We start from the raw sequence: 16,941 nt of genomic DNA on the forward strand, positions 1-16,941 counted from the left end.
ACCTCGGAGGCCACCCCCAACAGCCGCAGCACCGTATCGGCGCGCTGCACGGTGCGCACGCTGTAGCCGGTGTCGGCGGCCAGCCGCTCATTCGAGGGCCGGCAGTTCCGCCCGGTGCCGTAATCGGCATAGCCCGCCCGGGCCGCAGCGACCGCCAGCAGCGCGCGGCGGCTGATCGGGTTGCCCGGCATCAACGGGCGCACCGCGGTGTCATAGCGGCAGTCATAAGCCACCGCAACCGTGAACGTGGCCCACCGCTGCGCTCGCCCGCTCCAACACGGCACCCCCGCGTAGGGGGCCTCACCGAGCTCGAGCACGATCGCCGCAACAACCGCCGCATCCGATCGCCGGCGCCGCTCGTGGGCGGCGGCCGACAACCGCGCCGCCCACGGCCGCGTACACACCACACCACGACGCGGCCGCAACGAGGAACACCCGCGATACGGCGGGCAAGCAATTTCAGAAATGTCACGGCGCGCGCCATCTGGAACTGCAGACAGGTATGCGCTACCGTGAGATCTGCCTATCAAGCAAATCCCTTCGGGGATGGTGCGAAAGCACCACCGAGCCGAGCGGCTAACTCGGCTCACGACGAACCCTCGGCCTAGCCGGGGGTTTTCGTCTGTTCTGGGGCGGCTACTTCCGCGCGGCTATTGAGATGTGTTGCCCGCTAAGGCCTTACATCGCCAGCGGCATAACCTCCTTATCGAGTTCACGAACGAGCTCGGGGTGGCCTGCATGGATGGCGAGGACGTCGGCGACGTACTGGCCCATGGGGATTCCGCGTTTGGCGGACTCGCGTTTGATGAAGTCGTAGACGATGCGGTCGGCCCGTGTTGCGATTTGGGCGCGGTCACCTTTGTGCGTGCAGCGCGTTTGAGCCATGCTGCAACCTTGCCCGGGAAAATCGGTTAGCTGTTAACGACACGCCGCATGCCCGTGATGTTTTCGTGATCGGGCAGCGGAAATCAGCCGATAATTGCGGTGTGGACGAGGACCTAATGCCGCGGGCGTTCGTGGCCCAGGTGCTGGCTCGGCATTTGCGGCTGCCGGCGGGCTGGGACGACGCTGAGCGTCAGGAGTTCATCGACGACGCCGCCGAGCAGGTTGCGGCGCGCGTGGCTGAGCTGGCTGACGATTGGGCTGAACGGGCGGTCACCGAATGGGGCCGGCAGAACTGGCGGCTGCCCGATTACGAGACTCAGGTCGAGCTGGTCCAGCAAGCGCGAACCTCTGCGTTGGTGATGGTGTTGTGCGACGTGCTACCCGACGTACCGGTCGCCGAGCTGTACACCCAGCCCGGGGCCTACGCCGGCGCCGATGACTAGACGCTGAACGTCTATCAGGCCGAAGCCGATGAACAGAGGCCACATTCGCGCCGCGCTTGCCGCCCGCCGACGTGGCACCCGAAGTCGGAAGCACGGTCAGCGGCGAGGAGTTGCGCCGCGTTACGGATTGCGGTGATCGTCGTCGCCAGCTGAGAACGCTTGAGTAAGCGATGCCAGGTTGGCTTTGAAGTCGCGGTAGGCGGCGCGGCGCTCCTCATCGGTCGCATAATCGTCGCCGTAGCGGTCTAGCCACGCTTGCCAATGCTCGGCTGGAGTCATAAGCCCCACGGTAGGACGGGGTTGCGACATTTTGAGCTCCTATTGGGTTTTGACGATGGTGAGGTTGTGGTCGTGTAGCGCGGTGATGAGCGCGCGTGTGCCGTCGTCGTGCTGTGGTGATAGCTCGTGGGTGATGGCTGTGCGTACTACTGCGGAGACGGGTAGGCCGCGTTCTTTGGCGGTCGCGCGTAGCCGCGCCATTTCGTCATCGGTGAGCCGGACGGTGAGAATTGCGGCTTTATCGCGGTTGGGATGAGTGGCCGGCGCGGCGACGTATTCGGAACTGTCGACGTCTTCCAGCTCGCGGGCCTCGTTGAGTAGGTCGTTGAGTTCGGTGCTCACTGATCGGCCCTTTCACGGTATATGCGCTGAGTTACCGCCTCGGGTGGCCAGATCAAACCAGCCACCACCCCCCCAGTGTATGGCATATGTATGACATCATGTGCTTTCTTACTCAAGACCCAGCCGGCGGTTGGGTGGCTACTGCGGCCTTTCATCTCCTGCCCTTCCTCGTAGAGGCCGCTTCTGTGCGTGGTGGTGGTTGCTGTCAATGGCTCGACCATGGTCGACCGCGGTAGCGGTGTGGCCTTGACAGCCACCACCACCACGTTCACCACAATCACAGGCGAGAAAGGGCTCATGGTGCATCAGGAAGGCGTCATAGGGATGTTGATCTGGCGTAATGCGGATATGTGTAGACATATGCACGCACTTATGGACGCGCATATGGACGGTGTCAGAGGCGCGCGAGGAGCTGGGCGGGCGTGATCGCCACCGGTTCGATTTGGGCAGTCAGTAGATCGTCGTCACCGGTGACGATCACTGCATCGGCTGCTTCGGCGAGTGCGACCAGGTAGTCGTCGTCGGGATCCCGCACTCTTGCCATGGGTGGGCCCGGGTCGTCGCGCAGATCGGCATGGCCACCAAGACTTTCGACGAAAGCGATCGCGTCGGCGACGCTGATCCAGCGCCGGAACTTGGGCCGGATCAGGACGGCGGCGAGTTCATCGAGCAGGTGCTGGCTCACAACTGCGGTGATCGCGTCGTCTGCTACGGCCTCCACAACTCGAGCGGGAGTGCCGTACGGGTTGATCACCGCCGATACCCACACGTTGGGGTCGATGACAACTCGCAGTGGTTCGTCCAGGGCTCAGCCCGCCCTGCGCGGCGAACGCTCTGCCCGTACCGCAGCTAGCTCTTCGGTGGCGAGCCGTGCAGCGTCCTCCTCGCCTGGCGCGTCCTCGGGGCTGATGCCGGCCCAGATCCGCTCGACGGTTCCGGCGAATCCCAGATGCCGCTTCAACGCGTCCTCGAAGACCTCGTATTCGCGCTTGCCTGACCGTGCAGCGGCTACCTTCGCTGCACGCAACAGAGCCTCGTCGATGTAGACGGTCGTCTTCTTTCGCGTCATAGATGCCATTTTGACAGAAAAACTGATTGAGCAACACCATCCCACCCCCTTAGGGCGCACCTACGCATCTAGATGCGTATATGGATGTATGGTTTGGATCGTGATTTGGTCACTTGTGCACACAAAGGGCGGCGTCGCTAAAACGACGACCTGCATGTTCTTGGCCGCGGCTGCGGTGCGTCGGGGTATGCCCACGCGGGTGGTGGATGCCGACCCGCAGGGGTCGGCATCGTCGTGGGCGGATCGGGCGGCGCATCTGGGCACACCACTGCCGTTCGATGTGGTCCCGGCGACCGCAGCAGGGTTGCGGGAGCTGCCTAGCCAGCCAGGTGAGTTGATCCTGGTGGACACACCGCCGGGGACGGCCGCCGCAATCGACGCGGCGATCGACGCCGCCGACCTGGTGATCATTCCGACCGGGCCGCGCGCGGCGGATATTGACCGGGTATGGCCGACGCTCGATATCACCGCGCACCGGTCGACGACGGTCCTGCTGACCCTCGTCGACATGCGGAAAGTGGAGGCGGTGGAGATGCCGCGCGGCTTGATTGAGGCGAACGCGCCGGTGCTGCGCAACATCGTGCGGAACCTGACCGCGATCGAGCGGTCGTTCGGTCGCGGGATTCCGCGGTATTTAGGCGATTACAGCGACGTTTTCGACGAGCTGCTGGCATCGGTAGGGCTTGAAAAGGAGATAACGGTATGACAGCGAAGCCCTCGACGGCAGATACTGTGCGCGCATCGGTGATTCGCCGGCCGACCGGAGCCGCAGCAGCGGCCAGGGCGGCGAGCACGTTTCAAAGCGCCACCGAGGAGCGCTTCGATCAACCGGCGGGGCGAACGGCTGGGCCGCACGAGGCGATGCGCACCACGCTGCATCTGGCCCCGGCCCTACGGACGGGGCTCAAACGCCGCGCCCTGGACTCAGACACCACCATGACGGAACTGATTCGAGCCGCTATCAGCGCAGCGCTGCAGGACGCAGCAGGGCTAGCGGCGGCCTCGATGGAGCATCGACGTGCGAGTAGCGGGGCACGAACGACGCTTGACCTGCCCCGCGGCATACACCGGACACTGAAAAGATTGGCGGCCGACGAGGACACCAGCGTGCAAGCCCTAGTGGTGACGGCGATCCTCTGGGCACACCAGGACCTCGCGTAATGCGAATATGGAAGTACATATGTGCATCTATATTGACGTGCGTATGTGTGGCTATCAGCAATCTGAGGTAATGCTCGTCAGCCGTTAACCGGAGGGTTGCGGTCTTGGCGCCGTCACCGCCCGGCAAAAAGGCAATCTGTGGCGTGCCAGCGTCAGGTCCACCGTTGAGGTCCGGCGCGCGTGAATCGTTGCCTACAAAGCGCGAAGCCCGAGCGCCACGGTCGTCCGGCCGGGTCTCGGGCTCACTTCCTGAAGGCTATTGCCGTAGGCATCACTGACTATATGCCTGGTCAGATGTATAGCGCGACGTCCTGACATAGGAGATTCCGACCGTCCCGATAACGAAGGTTTTCGGGACATCGGGTCGTCCACATTCCGACCTGCGCTTTTCTTGTCCCGAAAACGGCTCTCAGAACCCGTCGGTGCCGGGTGGTACACCTGATGCGTGGTGTTGCTGGGATATGCACGGGTGTCAACGAGCGACCAAAGCGTCGCCGGCCAACTCGACGCACTGCACGCGGCCGGCTGCGAGCGGGTGTGGACCGACGTGGCCTCGGGAACCCTGGCGCGCCGTCCAGGACTCGACGATCTCATTGCGGTAGCCACTGAAGGCGACACTGTGGTCACCACTCGTCTTGACCGGCTCGGCCGATCGCTGCCACACCTCCTCGATCTGGTCGAGGAGCTCAGCGCCCACAATGTGGGCCTGCGCTCGTTAGCCGAAGAGATCGACACCAACAGCGCTACCGGGCGGCTGGTGCTGCACGTGTTCGGAGCGCTTGCCGAATTCGAGCGCGGCATCAATCACGAACGCACCATGGCCGGGCTCAACGCCGCACGAGCACGAGGACGAGTCGGCGGCCGGCCGATGGCTCTGAGCGGCCAGCGACTTGCTCATGCACGGGAAATGGCCGCCGCCGGTGTACCGGTGCCAGAAATCGCAAGCACTTTGCTTGTCGGACGGTCCACCGTCTACCGGGCACTCAATCGACAGCGAGATTCCAGTCGCGCCGAGTGAGGCAAGATATGAGACTTCGCGACCTGGGGCTTTGGAGTGGGGAGTAGTCGGACGTGGGGTGTCTCTTTTCTCTAGTAATGGGAACAGTTGTCAAGGGAACCGTTGCTCAACGGTGAATATCAACACTGTTGACCATAGTGCAGATGGGGCGTGCGCTGAAGCCTTGATGGTTATCGGGCCGCGACGTCGAGTTCTACGGCCTTGCCGATCTATTCGGCAAGGCCGCCGTCTTTAATCAGTTGCAGCAACCCCTACCGACCGTGGCCACCGCCGTGGCCACCGCCGTTGCCCCAACCGGGGCACCAACCAGGGCCATACCCGTCAACCGGTGCGTAGTGGACCGCGCCCGGCACATCCTGTGGGGCCGGGGCGGCGTTCGCGACCGCGGCTAGGCCGATGGCGGAAAAGCCAAGCGCGCTAGCGATTGCGGCTTGGGCCGCGACTTTCTTGAGGTTCATGGTGCAACTCCTTTTGGTTTTACCCGCTTGGACCTGCGAAACGCCAACGGTGTATGTCAACAACATTAGTCCACACTGTGGACAGATGTTCACCGGGCGGCTTACGGTCTAACGTAGTCGATGGCACTTGAAGCGGGTTCTCTCGAAGCCGTGCACCGCTACCTAGCGGTGGATTGTGCCGAATTTTGTTGTCTCACAACAAGTAGAGGAAGGTTCTGTCATGGCGGTAGCGACGAACAAGGCCTGTTTGGACGCGTGTGCGGAGTGTCAGGAGGCGTGTGAGGCGTGCGCCTACAACTGCTGCGTCAATGACACGAAGATGGCCGACTGCGCCCGGTTATGTCTCGACTGCGCAGCGATTTGCGGGGCGTGTGTGACGCTGGTGTCCCGCGGGTCGAAGTGGGCGTCTCGGTTATGCCAGCTGTGCGCCGAGATTTGTGATGCGTGTGCGGCCGAGTGCGACAAGCACGACAACGATTACTGCCGCACGTGCGCGGCGGCCTGCCGCAGCTGCGCTCAGGAGTGCCGGGCGATGGCCTGATCCTCCTTCACTGACCCGGCCTTACCGGCTCACATCTCGGATCCGGCGCGACGGTGGGCAGTCGCGCTGGACGCCGGCGGCCTGATGTTTTTGGACAGCGAACACCTGACCGTCGAATAACCCGCCCTCATTCTGCGGGAGAGACATCGCTCGTAGTGACGGCCGATGTTGGAGGGGAAGGCTGGTGTCACCGCCCGACCTTGTATACCCCCTAGGGGTAGGTACACTGGCCTCGTGACCTCGACCGACCCGCGCGTCCGCATCCGGGTGGCCGATTGCTTGAGCACTCGGTGGCCGCGGTTATCCAAGGCTGGCCCGGCAAGCCTGAGGTCGACAACATGACAACCAGCGACTCTGGACAGTTACCCGGTCCATATGGATATGTCGCGCACAAAGACAGCTACACCAAACGCTTGCGCAAAATCGAACGACTGACAGGCGATTCGACGACGGCGCCGACCAAATTGTCGAGTTTGTCGTCAAAACCTACTTGTTGTCAGGAGCAGCACGGTCTGAATCAACTAGCAAGTGACTCGAATAAATGCCGTCACCGCACACCTAAAGCCACTACACATCACGGCCGTGCCGCCGGCGGCACGGCCGTGATGTGTAGTGGGAGTGAGGCGGGAAGCCGCAATACGTAATCGGCGGCTGCCAGCGCCGTGTGCGAGAGCAACCCGGACTGTGAACCACCTGCATCCAATGAAGGTCGATGATTGAAAGGAAGTGTTCAAGATGTGGCAGGGACTTTTGGCGAAGGCGGTGCCCACCGTGGTGACCGGCGTGGTCGGGGCTGCGGCGTATGAGGCGTTGGCGAAGGCTCCGTGGCGGAAGGTGACGGTGGGCGCTACCGCTGTGGGTCTGCAGGCCACGCGCACGACCGCGCGCAAGACCAAACAAGCCGCCGAGAAAGCGCGGTTGGCGACGGCCGACGTGTTCGCCGAGGCGGCGGATCGTCTCGGAGAACGAGTGCCACCGCCGACGGTAGTGGACCCGACTCCAGCCGCGACCCATGAGGCCGGCAATGGTTGCCACTAAAACTCTCGGCAGCGCTGACGTCGGGGTCACGCTCAAGGTTGTCTCCCAAGGAGGCGGGCGGATGCGGGTGCGCGCCAGCGGGTTTGAGATGGACGCGGTGCGAGCGGTGGCGATCGAGGAGACGGTCGCCCAGGTGGCTGGGGTGCGCGCCGTGCAGGCCTATCCTCGGTCGGGCTCGGTGGTGATCTGGTATTTGCCCGACGACTGCGACACCGCCGCTGCACTGTCGGCGATCGCCGAGGCCCAGCACATCCCTGCCGAGTCGGTGCCCACACGCGCCCCATACTCGGCGAGTGTGGGCGAAACCGGTGTGGTGGCAAGGATTACCGGCGGGCTCTTGCGCTTGCTGGGCGTGTCCACAGAGACCGATACCTCCGAGGCCACCGGCGGGGGCAGCTGTCATCAGCCGGCGCCGTCGTGTCATGGCGCGCCGGTCGCCGACGCCAAGGGCGAGCAGCGCAAATGGTTACGGCGGGTGTGGCTGGCCCTACCGTTGGGACTGCTGTCGATGGCAGCGCCGATGCTGTTCGGCGGCGCCTGGGCGGGGTGGTTAGCGTTCGCGGCGACGGTGCCGGTGCAGTTCGTGGCCGGGTGGCCCTTTTTGGTGGGGGCCGTGCAGCAAGCGCGGGCAGGGTCCGCGGGCATGGACACGCTCATCAGTCTGGGCACGCTGACCGCCTTCGGCTATTCGACGTACGGGTTGTTCGCCGGTGGGCCGCTGTTCTTTGACACCGCGGCGCTGATCATCGCCTTCGTGGTGCTGGGCCGCTATTTCGAGGCACGGGCCACCGGCAAAACCCGCGAGGCGATCAGCAAGCTGCTCGAGATGGGCGCCAAGGAAGCCTGCCTGCTCGTCGACGGCCAAGAAATACTGGTGCCGGTCGAGCAGGTGCAGGTCGGAGACCTGCTGTTGGTGCGGCCCGGCGAGAAGATCCCCGTCGATGGCGAGATCGTCGATGGGCGCGCGGCCGTCGATGAGTCCATGCTGACCGGCGAATCGATGCCGGTGGAGAAAACAGTGGGCGACCGGGTTGCCGGGGCCACCGTCAACACCGACGGGCGGCTGACCGTGCGCGCCACCGCCGTGGGCGCCGACACCGCGCTGGCCCAGATCGTGCGCCTGGTCGAGCAGGCCCAGGGCGGTAAAGCCCCGGTGCAGCGGCTGGCCGACCGGGTTTCGGCGGTGTTCGTGCCCGCCGTCCTTGGTGTGGCTGTTCTGACGTTCGCCGGGTGGACGTTGATCGCGGCCAACCCGATCGCGGGCATGACCGCGGCGGTCTCGGTGCTGATCATCGCCTGCCCGTGCGCGCTGGGCCTGGCCACCCCGACGGCGATCATCGCCGGCACCGGTCGTGGTGCGGAAATGGGAATTCTGGTCAAAGGCGGCGAGGTGCTGGAGGCGTCGAAAAAGATCGACACCGTGGTGTTCGACAAGACCGGCACCCTGACCCGCGGCCAGATGCAACTCACCGATGTCATCGCCGACAAACGGCAAAAAAGCGATCTGGTACTCCAGATCGCCGCTGCGGTCGAATCCGGCTCCGAGCATCCCATCGGCGCGGCCATCGTCGCCGGTGCGCGCGAGCGCGGCCTTGAGATTCCGGCTGCGGCGTCGTTCACCAATGTGGCCGGCCACGGCGTGCGCGCCGAAGTCGACGGCCAGACCGTGCTGGTCGGGCGACGCAAGCTCGTCGACGAAAACGACCTGCGTCTGCCCGAGCATCTCGCGGCTGCGGTCGCCGAGCTGGAAGGGCAAGGCCGCACCGCGGTGTTCGTCGGCCGCGACGACCGAGTGGTAGGCGTGCTCGCGGTGGCTGACACGATCAAAGACGACGCCGTCGACGTGGTCCGCCAACTGCACACGATGGGACTGCAGGTCATCATGATCACCGGTGACAACGCCCGCACAGCGGGCGCCATCGCCAATCAGGTCGGCATCGACCGGGTGCTGGCCGAGGTTTTGCCCGAAGACAAGGTCAACGAGATCCGGCGGCTCCAGGACGAGGGCAAGCTGGTCGCCATGATCGGCGACGGCGTCAACGATGCTCCCGCGCTGGTGCAGGCCGATCTGGGCATCGCCATCGGCACCGGCACCGACGTGGCCATCGAGGCCTCAGACATCACGCTGATGTCCGACCGGCTCGACGGCGTGGTGCGATCAATCCAGCTCTCGCGCCAGACCCTGCGCACCATCCACCAAAACCTCGGCTGGGCCTTCGGCTACAACACCGCCGCCATACCACTGGCCGCGCTCGGATTGCTGAACCCCGTCGTGGCGGGTGCCGCGATGGGCCTGTCCTCGGTCAGCGTGGTGACCAATTCGCTGCGGCTCCGGCGCTTCGGCCGCGACACATGACCGCAACACCGTGCATAGTCGATCCACAACCGGATAATTCCCCGGGATCCGAGCGGCCGCCTACCGGATGATCCACGACCTACTACTCCGCTGGGTCGTCACAGGGTTGTTCGCGCTGGGCGCCATCGAATGTGCTCTCCCGATCCTCACCGGACGCCGCCCGTGGACAGTGGTGGTGAGCCACAGTTTGCATTTCCTGATGGCAGTCGGGATGGCGGTGATGGCCTGGCCGTGGAGCACACAGTCACCCTCGACCGGACCCGCCGTCTTTTTCCTGCTGGCGGCTGCGTGGTTCACGGCGATCGGAATTACTGTGGCCCGATCGCCTGGCTCGCGCCTGTTGTACGCATATCACGTGGTGATGATGCTCGCCACGGCATGGATGTACGCCGACATGAACGGCTCCATGTTGTCCGGCCACTTAAGCGCTCAGCCGAGTGTCTCGATGTCGGGCATGCATGTGGCGGCGATGAACGGGCCGGCAAACGGCGGAGCGCCCCCATGGTTCTCCGTGGTGAACTGGCTCGGTGCCGTCATTTTCGCGATCGCAGCAGCTTTCTGGACAGGCAAGTACTTGATCATCGCGCGGGCGCACGCCATACCCCACCGTCGGTCGATGGGGAATCTCGCTCAGGCGGCACTCGCAGCCGGCATGGCCGTCCTGTTCCTCGCTGCGCTATTCGCGATCTGAGCTTGTGGTCAGAGGCCGAACAGGTCGCCGACCAACGTCGCTGCGTTGCCCCGCGGTATCAGGTGATAAGCCAGCGAATCTATCCTTTACCGCACACACATCTGGGGGCTCCGCAGCAACGCTGGTCCGGTCGCTCGTGTGAATCGTGCCCGACGGTGAAGTGTCGTTAGCTACCCGCTGAAATACAGGTTTGAATACGGCCTAGGTGCGGTAGGAAACGACCGTGGCCATGCCGGCAGCCAGGTGGTATTCGTTGTGGCAGTGGGTAAACCACTGGCCCGGGTTGTCAGTATCGAAGTCGACCACCACGTTCTGGCCTGGCAACACAATCACGGTGTCTTTGCGGGGCCCGGCCCAGTCGGGGCGTGCGACGGCAAAAGTGTGTCCGTGCAGGTGCATCGGGTGATACATGGCCTTTTCGTTGCTGAAGGTCAACCGCACGCGCTGCCCGGGATGCACTACAAGGGGCTCATCTTTGGGATACGAGCGGCCGTTGATGGTCCAGTCGTAGCGCTGCATGTCGCCGCCCAGCTTGCCGCTCAACGATGTGTCAATTTTTTTGGCGGGCAGCCGGACCGAGGGCGCGGCGATGAGGTCGATCAGCGTCAGCACCCGGCCGGAGAGCTGCGGCGGCGTCACGGTTGGTGCCGGTGCAGCACCGGCACCGGTGCGCACCAGCCCGAATGCGCGCGCGTTCTTGCCTTCGGCGGCGGCCACCAAGGGGAAGACGCCGTCGGCCAGCGTGGTGCGCAGGTCATAACGTTCGCCCATGCCGATCAGCACCGCATCCCCGTCCACCGGCACCACCGGCCACCCGTCACTGTGGGTGACCGTGATGCGGTGTCCGCCCAGCGCTACCCGGAAAACGGTGTCCTGGGCGGCGTTGATCACCCGGATCCGGGCCCGCTGGCTTGGCTTGGCCGTCAGCGTGACCGGCGCGCTCGGTTGCCTACCGTTGAGCAGGTACACCGGAAAACGCACATCGCCGCTGTCACTTCCCAGTAGCGGCGAGGGCATCGCACCCATGGCAGGTATCTCCCACGTCCGTGATGCGCCTTCATCGGGAGACGGGCCGCCCGAGGGCGCACCGCTCCGGCGGCCGCCACGCTTGAGCGCAGAGAACACCTGCGGCGGAGTGGCGTCGAGGAGCCAGTCGGCGAGCAGCACGGTGAACTCGACATCGTAGTCACCGGGCTCGTTGGGTTCATCGATCAGCAGTGCCCCGTACAGGCCCCGGCCGCGTTGCAGATTGGCATGCGAGTGATACCAGTAGGTGCCCGGCTCGGGCAACACGAACTCATAGCGAAAGTCGCGACCTGCGTCGATCGGCGGCTGGGTCACTCGTGGCACGCCGTCCATGTCGTTGGGGACCGCCAACCCATGCCAATGGACCGTGGTCGGCTCCGGCAGACCGTTGTGGACCTGCACCCTGAGCCGATCCCCTACGGCACCGCGCAGGATCGGGCCAGGCATTTGCCCGTTATAGGTCCACCCCTGGCTGATCGTGCCACCGATGTCGAGGGCGCCGGGAGCCGCGCTCAGCGTGTGATCGATGACCCGCCCTTGCGGGTATCGACGCTGCTGCGCCGCCGCGTAGCCGGCCACCTGCGCTGACGTCGGCCCGATCTCTGCGCCGCCAGCACCCTTGGTGCCGGTGCTGCTACAGGCGGCACCAATACCGGCAACCGCCAACCCACCGCCGAGCTGCAACGCACGGCGGCGCGACACAGCATTGCGTTCACCCGACCCAGACTCCGCTGACATCCCCAACCTCCAACGCTTTACGTTACCCACGCAGCGTATGAGGTATCGCCAACGGCACCGGCAGATCCGCCGTCGCCACGAAGACGGTTGAATGCTGCAGAATGCCCACTAACTGTGCCGGACTGCCCCAACGCGTGCAAAGCGTAGTGAAGCCGTGTCGCCGACTGCTGGTTAAGCCATGTTGAGCGGTTCCGGCGAGCACCTCGTCATCGACAGCTGGTCCATGCGTTGACCCGCACCGAGAATAAGGTCCAGTCCATCGCCAGCCGTAACACCGACAGCGGTGTCGCAGTGCGCGCGAGGCAGGCCAGGGTCCACCGTGGCCAAGGCCGCGAGGCCGGCTGTGCCGCCTGCTGTGTGCCTTTTTGGCCCGCCGGACGGCGGCTTTACAGCTCGAGCCCGTAATCCTGGCCACGTTCGCGCTCGCGGTCGCGGATCCGTTGCAGGGTGCGGTGACGGTCGTATCTCGGGTGGGGGTGGTGGCGTGACCGGTAGGCAGTATGGCGGGCCTGCACCGCGCTGGCACGCCGGTCAAGGAAGTCCTGGGCACGCTCGGGGAGCTGGTCGCGGTCAGTCAGGTTGGCGATGTCGTGGGCGGTGCGGGCTTGGTCGTCGCGGTGGGCCAGGATGGCGCGCACGTGCTGGGCGGCCTCGCTGGGGGTGCCGCGGCGCAAGGTGTGAATCCCGGGGGTCTCTTGGTGTTCGTGGTCGCCTTCGCCGGCCTGGCGGTCGTGCAGATAGACGTGGTTGGCCGCCCGGCCGCGGGTCAGCGCCACGTAGAGCAGGTTGCGGCTGGTCGTCTCGGCCAGCACGGCATGCGTGGTGTCGGCGGTGACGCCTTGGGCCGAGTGCACGGTGACCACATAGCCATAGGTGACGTGCTCACGCAGGTAGTCGCCGCTGAACACCGCCCGGGCCCCGTCATCCAACCTGCGGGCGGCGATGCGGTCATGAGTGGGGTCGACGGCGAACACGGTCCAGCGTTGCCCGTTACGCACCGGATCCGCCGGAATTTTGATGTCGGCGGCGTCGTGCACCGCGATGCCGGGTTCGTTACGCCGCGACACGATCACATCGCCCTCGGCGATGCGATGCCCCCGCCCCGCGGTCACTGTTTCAGCATCAGGGCCGATGGTGTGGTCGTGGATGCGCCGGTTGAGCGCATCCGCCATCTCGACGGTGTCGCAGAGCAGCAGGGCGTCTTTGCCGGCCGCCACATCAGCCCGGTAGGAGTCCAGGGCGTCAGACGCCATCGCGATCTGATCCCCGGTGTGCAGCCGGCCATGGCTGCGGTACCAGCCGATGGCGCGCCGGACCGGGGCTGGGCCGCCGTCGCGCAACGCCAGCGACGCCGAACGCTCGGCCGGATCGGTCATCCGCCACACCTCCGAGAGCCGCTGGGTCCAGGGCAGATCCGCACAGAGTTGGGCGAACATGCCGCCGCGGGCCTTGACCGGGGCGAGTTGGTGGGCGTCGCCGACGAGCACGGTCTTGCAGTGCGCGGCCGTCGTCGCCGACAACAACCGGTGCAGGTGGGGGGTGCCGATCATGGCGGCCTCGTCGACGACCACCAGGTCCAAGTGCCCGAGTGTGAGGCTGCCGTCCTGCAGTGACTTCAGGGCCTTGGCGACGGTGTAGCCGGTGTCGCCGGCACCTTCCCGCACCGCGACGTCCACCGCCCGCCCGGTCGGCGCCACCACGATCACCTTCACGCCGTGGCGCTGGCGGGCCAGGGTGCGCAGGGCGCGCATCGAGGTGGTTTTCCCCGCCCCGGCCGGCGCCGACAGCGGACACACCAGGTGGTCGGTTTCGGCGATCACGCGCACCGCCCGCCCCTGATCCACCGACAACCCGGCGGCGTGGGTGTCGTCGCGCACCCACAACGCAGCACGTGGGTCGGTGGCGTCGACCAGGGCGAGCAGCGCGGCTTCCTCAGCCAAAAACTCCGATAGCGTGAACCGCTGCGAGCCTTCCCGGTGGTGCGCTAACCGCGGCGCGGAAACCCTTACTCCGATCTGGTCGACTGCGGTCTCGGCGATCATCCGCGGCGGGGCGTCCAGATCCACCGGAATCTGCGCGGCGACCACTTCGATCAGATCCGCGCGGGTAAACGCCGCCTTGTCCAACCCGGCCGCGGCCGCAACTAGGCGCGCCCGCACCCCACCCGCGGCCGCGGTGGCGCGCCGCGCCACCGCAGCGGCCTCATGTGCGGCGCGATCCAGCACCAACCCGCGCCCATCGCCACGCCACTGCTCCCGCAGCTCAGCCCAGGAAAGGGATTCGGGTTTGCGGGGCCGGGTGGCTTTCTGCGCGGCCGCCAACTGCGCCGCACTGATCCCGATAGTGGGGTCGACGACGGCCAAATTGTTGGTGGCCCATTCCCGCAACTGGGTGGAGCGCCGCGACCAGGCCCGCACACTCGCACGCGTAAAGGCGGCGATCTCGGCCATCCCCGTACCCGGATCCACCGGCGCCCACTCCACCCCGAGTGACAGGTGCAGCTCGCGGCGCAGGGTGGCCTGATAGATGATCCCGGCAGCTTTGGCTTCGTGATACAGCGACGTCCCATCCAGCGACACCAGCCGCCCATCGGCGCGGGGCTGACGATTCGGGACCAGCACATGGGTGTGCAGGTGCGGATCCCCGGACCGGCTGGTCTCGTGCTGATAGGCCGCCGCCACCAACCCCGGCAACCTGATGAGGTCCTTCTCCCCGGTGAGCGGGTTGTGGATTCGGCTGTAGCCGGCGTGCGCGGCGAGGTACTCCATGGCTTCTGTGATCGCGGTGGTGTGCGCGTCCAGGACCGCTTTATCGACCACATCATCACCGCGCACCGCCCGCAACAACGACACCGACTTGGGCGCGCAAAACGTCAAATCAAACCCATGCACACTGCCCTTGCCGAACCCGCGACCACACTCCCCACTCGGGGCGGCGCCGTCATCGAGCCAGCGCGCCACCACGTCGGGATCGGCCACCCCGCCGGCGCGCGCCACATCGCTCAGCCCCACCATTTCGGCCGCGGCCCGCGCGTCCCCGACACACGTCCACACCGGGGTGCGGGTGTCATGCTCGCCGTAATACTCACCCAACCCACCACCCGCCCGCTGCAAATCCGCAGCCGCCTGACCGGCCGCCCGCGCAGTGTCGTTGTAGTAATTCACCGACCACCGCGACAACTTCGCAATCGTCAACACAACCCCACCGCCTCAACCGTTTTCGGGCCGCCCACCAAACCAGGGGAGAATTTGCCTGGCAGGCGGCCACCAACCACCCTTGCACCCCTTGTGCAAATGTGCCATAGCGACACGCAGGTAGGAGCAAAAGGTTTGCTGGGCACGGGTGCGGCAGAGGCTGAAGGAAGCCCAGGTAGGCGGGAGATTCGGCAGAAAAGCGGGTGGGATAAACCTGCGGAAGGGTTGGATAGCAAAGGTGACGGTGGACGAGGATGCGGAGCTGGCGACGCTTGTGGCGGCGCGTCGACGACCTCTCCGCCGGCCTGCCCCCTGCCGCCGGCCGATCAGCGCGCGGTGCGCAAACGCCATCGCCACCAACGTGCTGTCGGGCTGGCATCCCAGCGCCGACGACATCACCCGCCTGGTCGCCTTCGCCGCCCGGCAAAACCAACATGGCCGACTACCTCACCGCCATCACCCACCCCGCCCACACCCGACACTGCTAAGCACACCTAACAATCGGATTTCCCGACCACGGTTAGGCCGGCTAACACGTCGAGTGGGCATCCGACAGCAGCCGCATACCGGGCGCCCCAAACACGTCGCGGCGAAGCCGGGTTGGGCATCACCGGTTGGACGATGAAGAACGCCGACCGCCCGCGGCGAAACGAGGCAAACCGATGAACTATGAGACGGCATTGACCGAGCTGTTGGTGCGCCGCGCCCAGCCCGGCAGTGAGCGCGTACTCGACTGGCTGGTGTACGGGACCCCGTTGCCGCGGCTGCCGCGCCTGGACGTGGTGTGCGGGGATCACCGCGGCGGCCCAAGCTTCGACAGCGCCGGCCCCCACTAACCGCGCGGCCCGGGCCCGGGTTGAGGCGTGCGGGCCGCTTCAACGGCGGCCGCCACCCGCGCGGCATCGTGGGCGGCGGCATCCGCGCGTTTGTGGGCGCTGCGGCGCGCCGCAGCGGCCGCGGCGGCCCGCGCGGCGGTATGCCCGGCACTGCCCAGCGCGGCGCGGCCGGCGGCGCGGCCGCGCTCATGTTCGGCGTGGGCGGCGCGCTGCGCGGTCAGGTGCGCCTGGTGCGCGGCGCGCTGCGCGGCGTCCCGCGCTTCGTCGAGGGCGGCCGGACGCTGGTTGAGACGCTCAGCGCCATGCCAGGCCAGCATCGCCCCCAACAGCCCGATCGGCTTGTGCGGAGCATCCGGAATCCGCCGCCCGCTCACTCCCGCCCAGTCGCCGATCAGCGCGTTGAGATCGCGCGGGCTCCAGCCGTGCGCGGCCGGCCCGGCGAGGATCGCCGCCCACGCCGCCGCGCTGTGCCGGCGCGCCCACGGCGGGGCATGGGAATCGGCGCGCCACGCGGCCGCCAGCGCTGCCCCTCTGGCGTCCGGTGCTCGGCGGCGCGTCGCGCCGCCCTGCCGGCGGCCCGTAGGGCCACCGGTGCCGGTAGTAACCACCTGGTTAGGTGAGTTTTTATCCCTAACGGGACCGCTACGCGGGTGGGGTGACAGCCGAGACACCAAGCCGGTGAGCTGCCGGTTGTCGTGCAGCGCCCACACACTGGCCCAGCCGCGCCCCCGGTCGCCTACCCGCCAAGAGGCCAGCCGCTCCATGCGGGTGCGCTGGCGACCGCGCAGCACCTCGGAGGCCACCCCCAACAGCCGCAGCACCGTATCGGCGCGCTGCACGGTGCGCACGCTGTAGCCGGTGTCGGC

General features: G+C 66.2%; 18 protein-coding genes. 9 read left to right on the forward strand and 9 right to left on the reverse strand.

Annotation, left to right across the window (positions count from 1 at the left end):
• On the reverse strand, positions 1–404 hold a 404-nt coding region (locus BST44_RS30725), incomplete at its 3' end, for a helix-turn-helix domain-containing protein (protein ID WP_244184961.1).
• 274 nt (positions 405–678) lie between these two features.
• Positions 679–885: a hypothetical protein gene (locus tag BST44_RS27040; RefSeq protein WP_007172473.1), complete on the reverse strand. Its 207-nt coding sequence runs from the start codon at positions 883–885 to the stop codon at positions 679–681.
• 101 nt (positions 886–986) lie between these two features.
• Between BST44_RS27040 and BST44_RS27045 the strand changes: the two genes are divergently transcribed.
• Positions 987–1,328: a hypothetical protein gene (locus tag BST44_RS27045; protein WP_007172474.1), complete on the forward strand. Its 342-nt coding sequence runs from the start codon at positions 987–989 to the stop codon at positions 1,326–1,328.
• 120 nt (positions 1,329–1,448) lie between these two features.
• On the opposite strand, the gene BST44_RS30555 is transcribed toward BST44_RS27045, so the two are convergent.
• The 4 genes from BST44_RS30555 to BST44_RS27060 all read right to left on the reverse strand — a co-directional run bounded on the left by BST44_RS30555 (position 1,449) and on the right by BST44_RS27060 (position 3,018).
• Positions 1,449–1,607 carry a hypothetical protein gene (locus tag BST44_RS30555; RefSeq protein WP_007172475.1) on the reverse strand — a complete coding sequence of 53 codons (159 nt, stop codon included), beginning with the start codon at positions 1,605–1,607 and terminating at the stop codon, positions 1,449–1,451.
• A 39-nt stretch (positions 1,608–1,646) separates the two neighbouring features.
• Positions 1,647–1,949, reverse strand: coding sequence for a ribbon-helix-helix protein, CopG family (locus tag BST44_RS27050; protein WP_007172476.1), 303 nt, complete (start codon positions 1,947–1,949; stop codon positions 1,647–1,649).
• 394 nt (positions 1,950–2,343) lie between these two features.
• Positions 2,344–2,754 carry a putative toxin-antitoxin system toxin component, PIN family gene (locus BST44_RS27055; RefSeq protein WP_083179907.1) on the reverse strand — a complete coding sequence of 137 codons (411 nt, stop codon included), beginning with the start codon at positions 2,752–2,754 and terminating at the stop codon, positions 2,344–2,346.
• A 3-nt stretch (positions 2,755–2,757) separates the two neighbouring features.
• Positions 2,758–3,018, reverse strand: coding sequence for a hypothetical protein (locus tag BST44_RS27060; RefSeq protein ID WP_007172478.1), 261 nt, complete (start codon positions 3,016–3,018; stop codon positions 2,758–2,760).
• A gap of 88 nt (positions 3,019–3,106) precedes the next feature.
• On the opposite strand from BST44_RS27060, the gene BST44_RS27065 reads away from it, so the two are divergent.
• From BST44_RS27065 to BST44_RS27095, 7 genes are all read left to right on the forward strand, one after another.
• Positions 3,107–3,724, forward strand: a complete 618-nt coding sequence (locus BST44_RS27065; protein ID WP_007172479.1) for a ParA family protein — start codon at positions 3,107–3,109, stop codon at positions 3,722–3,724.
• Positions 3,721–4,179: a hypothetical protein gene (locus tag BST44_RS27070; RefSeq protein WP_142274717.1), complete on the forward strand. Its 459-nt coding sequence runs from the start codon at positions 3,721–3,723 to the stop codon at positions 4,177–4,179. The genes BST44_RS27065 and BST44_RS27070 overlap by 4 nt, the downstream gene beginning before the upstream one ends.
• Positions 4,180–4,624: 445 nt before the next feature.
• Entirely contained in the window at positions 4,625–5,197 is a 573-nt protein-coding gene (locus tag BST44_RS27075; RefSeq protein ID WP_040624434.1) for a recombinase family protein, read from the forward strand.
• Positions 5,198–5,875: 678 nt separating this feature from the next.
• The gene (locus BST44_RS27080; protein ID WP_007172483.1) at positions 5,876–6,196 is read left to right on the forward strand and encodes a four-helix bundle copper-binding protein; all 321 of its coding nucleotides are present in this window, start codon (positions 5,876–5,878) and stop codon (positions 6,194–6,196) included.
• Between the two features lie 735 nt (positions 6,197–6,931).
• Positions 6,932–7,234 carry a DUF1490 family protein gene (locus BST44_RS27085; RefSeq protein WP_040624440.1) on the forward strand — a complete coding sequence of 101 codons (303 nt, stop codon included), beginning with the start codon at positions 6,932–6,934 and terminating at the stop codon, positions 7,232–7,234.
• 61 nt (positions 7,235–7,295) lie between these two features.
• Complete coding sequence (locus tag BST44_RS27090) at positions 7,296–9,590, forward strand: copper-translocating P-type ATPase (protein WP_142274718.1); 2,295 nt, start codon at positions 7,296–7,298, stop codon at positions 9,588–9,590.
• A 67-nt stretch (positions 9,591–9,657) separates the two neighbouring features.
• The gene (locus BST44_RS27095; RefSeq protein WP_007172486.1) at positions 9,658–10,281 is read left to right on the forward strand and encodes a DUF5134 domain-containing protein; all 624 of its coding nucleotides are present in this window, start codon (positions 9,658–9,660) and stop codon (positions 10,279–10,281) included.
• Positions 10,282–10,482: 201 nt separating this feature from the next.
• Here BST44_RS27095 and BST44_RS27100 read toward each other — a convergent pair whose 3' ends face one another.
• Positions 10,483–12,045 carry a multicopper oxidase family protein gene (locus BST44_RS27100; protein WP_050790183.1) on the reverse strand — a complete coding sequence of 521 codons (1,563 nt, stop codon included), beginning with the start codon at positions 12,043–12,045 and terminating at the stop codon, positions 10,483–10,485.
• A 386-nt stretch (positions 12,046–12,431) separates the two neighbouring features.
• Positions 12,432–15,242 (reverse strand): MobF family relaxase, encoded by a 2,811-nt coding sequence (gene mobF / locus BST44_RS27105; protein WP_007172489.1) that lies wholly within the window; start codon positions 15,240–15,242, stop codon positions 12,432–12,434.
• Positions 15,243–15,901: 659 nt separating this feature from the next.
• Between mobF and BST44_RS30210 the strand changes: the two genes are divergently transcribed.
• On the forward strand, positions 15,902–16,075 hold the full coding sequence (locus tag BST44_RS30210) for a hypothetical protein (RefSeq protein WP_007172490.1): 174 nt from the start codon (positions 15,902–15,904) through the stop codon (positions 16,073–16,075).
• Here the strand turns inward: BST44_RS30210 and BST44_RS27110 are convergent.
• Positions 16,072–16,941: helix-turn-helix domain-containing protein (locus BST44_RS27110; RefSeq protein WP_083179908.1), on the reverse strand; the 870-nt coding region annotated here is incomplete at its 5' end. The genes BST44_RS30210 and BST44_RS27110 overlap by 4 nt on opposite strands.

The sequence above is a fragment of the Mycobacterium scrofulaceum genome (assembly GCF_002086735.1).
GTDB lineage: Bacteria > Actinomycetota > Actinomycetes > Mycobacteriales > Mycobacteriaceae > Mycobacterium > Mycobacterium scrofulaceum.